Here is a 2033-nt window from a genome sequence, read left to right on the forward strand (position 1 = left end):
GATCCAGCTCACCGACGCGATGATCAAGCTGATGGCCGAGCAGGACTTCTTCGGCATGCACTACGAAGGCCGCACCTACGACACCGGCTCCAAGCTCGGCTTCCTCACCGCCAACATCGCCTACGCGCTCGACCGCAAGGATCTGGCCGGCCCGCTCAAGGCCGAGATCGCGAAGCTCCTGGTTATCGACCAAAATAAATCGTGATCTTATCCCGACTTATACTTAGAGATTGTTTTGAAGTTTTATTTCAAGCAAAATTGTTGAGGGCGTTGAAGGCCATATGCCTGGCGACGCAAGGTATGTGTATGGTCCCGGGATGAGTTGTGACGGGTCGATCCTGAAGCGATTGGGCTCTTTCGTCCAGGCGTTCAGGATGAACTCGGTGGGTGTCAGCCCACGCAAGGTCATAAGCCTACTAGTACTACTGTGTCACAAAGTTTGGTTGTAGGGTTGGCGATTCGATCTCGTGATGGAGCGAGGCATGGTTCGCATGAACTCCCCATTAGCTGCTGATCAGCTTCGTTTTGCAAGCTATCTGGGGGCTCTGTCAGGCGTCCTACGCCATGCCGATCGGGTCGCGCCGCTGAAGGCCTACTGCACCGGCCTCCTGCTGCCAGGCGCCCGCAAGAGCATCGAGCCGATGGCGGCCCGTGATCGCGCCGGCGCGTGTCCAGGCTACACATCAGGCACTGCATCACTTCGTAGCCAAGGGCGAATAGTCGGACGACGCTTTGCTAGCCCGGGTCCGCAGCAAGGTTCTGCCTGTGATCGAGCGTCAGACTTCGATCCAGGGCTGGATCGTCGATGACACCGGCTTTTCCAAGAAGGGCCGCCACTCGGTGGGGGTGGGACGGCAATACTGCGGTCAGATCGGCAAACAGGACAACTGTCAGGTTGCGGTAACTCGCGGTGGCCAACACCCAGGCCAGTCTGCCGGTGGCCTATCGCCTCTACCTGCCGGAAGCCTGGACCCAGGATGCCGAGCGGCGCAGCAAGGCCGGCGTGCACGAGGATATCGGCTTCCGGACCAAGCTAGAGATCGCGCTGGATCAGATCCGGGCGGCCTTGGCTGATGGGGTGGCGCCCGGGCTCGTTCTGGCAGATGCCGGATACGGGATCGACACGGCCTTCCGCACGGCGCTGACGGCTTTGGGCTTGCGCTACAGTCTGGGCGTTCAGTCCTCGACGAGCCTGCAGCCTCCTGGAACTGCACCGCTACGGCCCAAACTCTGGAGCGGACGCGGGCGCCCACCACCCGGGTGCGACGGAGCCCTGAGCACAAGCCACTCTTGGCAGAGACGCTGGCCCGGTCTCTGCCGGAGACCGCCTGGCAGCGCGTCACATGGCGCGCTGGCACGAACGGTGTGCTGACCTCGCGCTTTGCGGCCGTGCGGGCGCGCCCGGGGCATCGGGATGAACTGCGACACGAGCCGCGTCCCGAGGAGTGGGTTCTGATCGAGTGGCCGGAGGGCGAGGATGCGCCAACCAAATACTGGCTCTTGACCCTGTCGCCGGAGACGCCCCTGGCCGAGTTGGTCAGCCGGACGAAGCTGCGCTGGCGTATCGAGCGGGACTACCAGGAGCTCAAACAGGAAATCGGGCTCGGCCACTAGGAGGGGCGAAGCTGGCGCGGCTTCCATCATCACGCCAGCCTATGCATCGCGGCCTATGGGTTCCTGGTCTCCGAGCGGGGCCGCTTTCCCCCTCGGAACCAGAAATCACCGAACGGCAAGCGCGTGCCCTACCCCTCAGTTACAGACCCCGCGGCGCCCCCGATCCGGCCCGAGCGACACGTGCCTGCCTTCATCGCAACCTTGCGCCTGAGGCTTGCACAAGCGCTTACGCAAACCCCGCAACGATGCCCCTGCTGCCGAAATCAATTTGTGACACACTAGAGCCTGTCGTCGTCTGAACGGATTGGCTTGGCTAGCGTTTTCGTTTCTCTGATGCAGGAGGGACGATGCTGAGCGACGCCCAGCGGTCTGAACTGGAGCCCTTGGTCGAGGCCTGCCGGCCCAAGGCCAAGACGCCC

3 pseudogenes are annotated in these 2033 nt (G+C 62.6%); 2 read left to right on the forward strand and 1 reads right to left on the reverse strand.

The window, feature by feature from the left end:
* A pseudogene (locus tag MKK70_RS21940) lies at positions 1-205 on the forward strand (hypothetical protein); the annotation flags it as partial.
* A 96-nt stretch (positions 206-301) separates the two neighbouring features.
* On the opposite strand, the pseudogene MKK70_RS31135 reads toward MKK70_RS21940, so the two are convergent.
* A pseudogene (locus MKK70_RS31135) lies at positions 302-415 on the reverse strand (IS481 family transposase); the annotation flags it as partial.
* A 76-nt stretch (positions 416-491) separates the two neighbouring features.
* Here MKK70_RS31135 and MKK70_RS21950 point away from each other — a divergent pair.
* Positions 492-1913 (forward strand): annotated as a pseudogene (locus MKK70_RS21950) (IS701 family transposase).
* Positions 1914-2033 lie beyond the last annotated feature (120 nt).

Origin of the sequence: Methylobacterium sp. E-041 (genome assembly GCF_022829665.1) — a bacterium.
Lineage (GTDB): Bacteria > Pseudomonadota > Alphaproteobacteria > Rhizobiales > Beijerinckiaceae > Methylobacterium.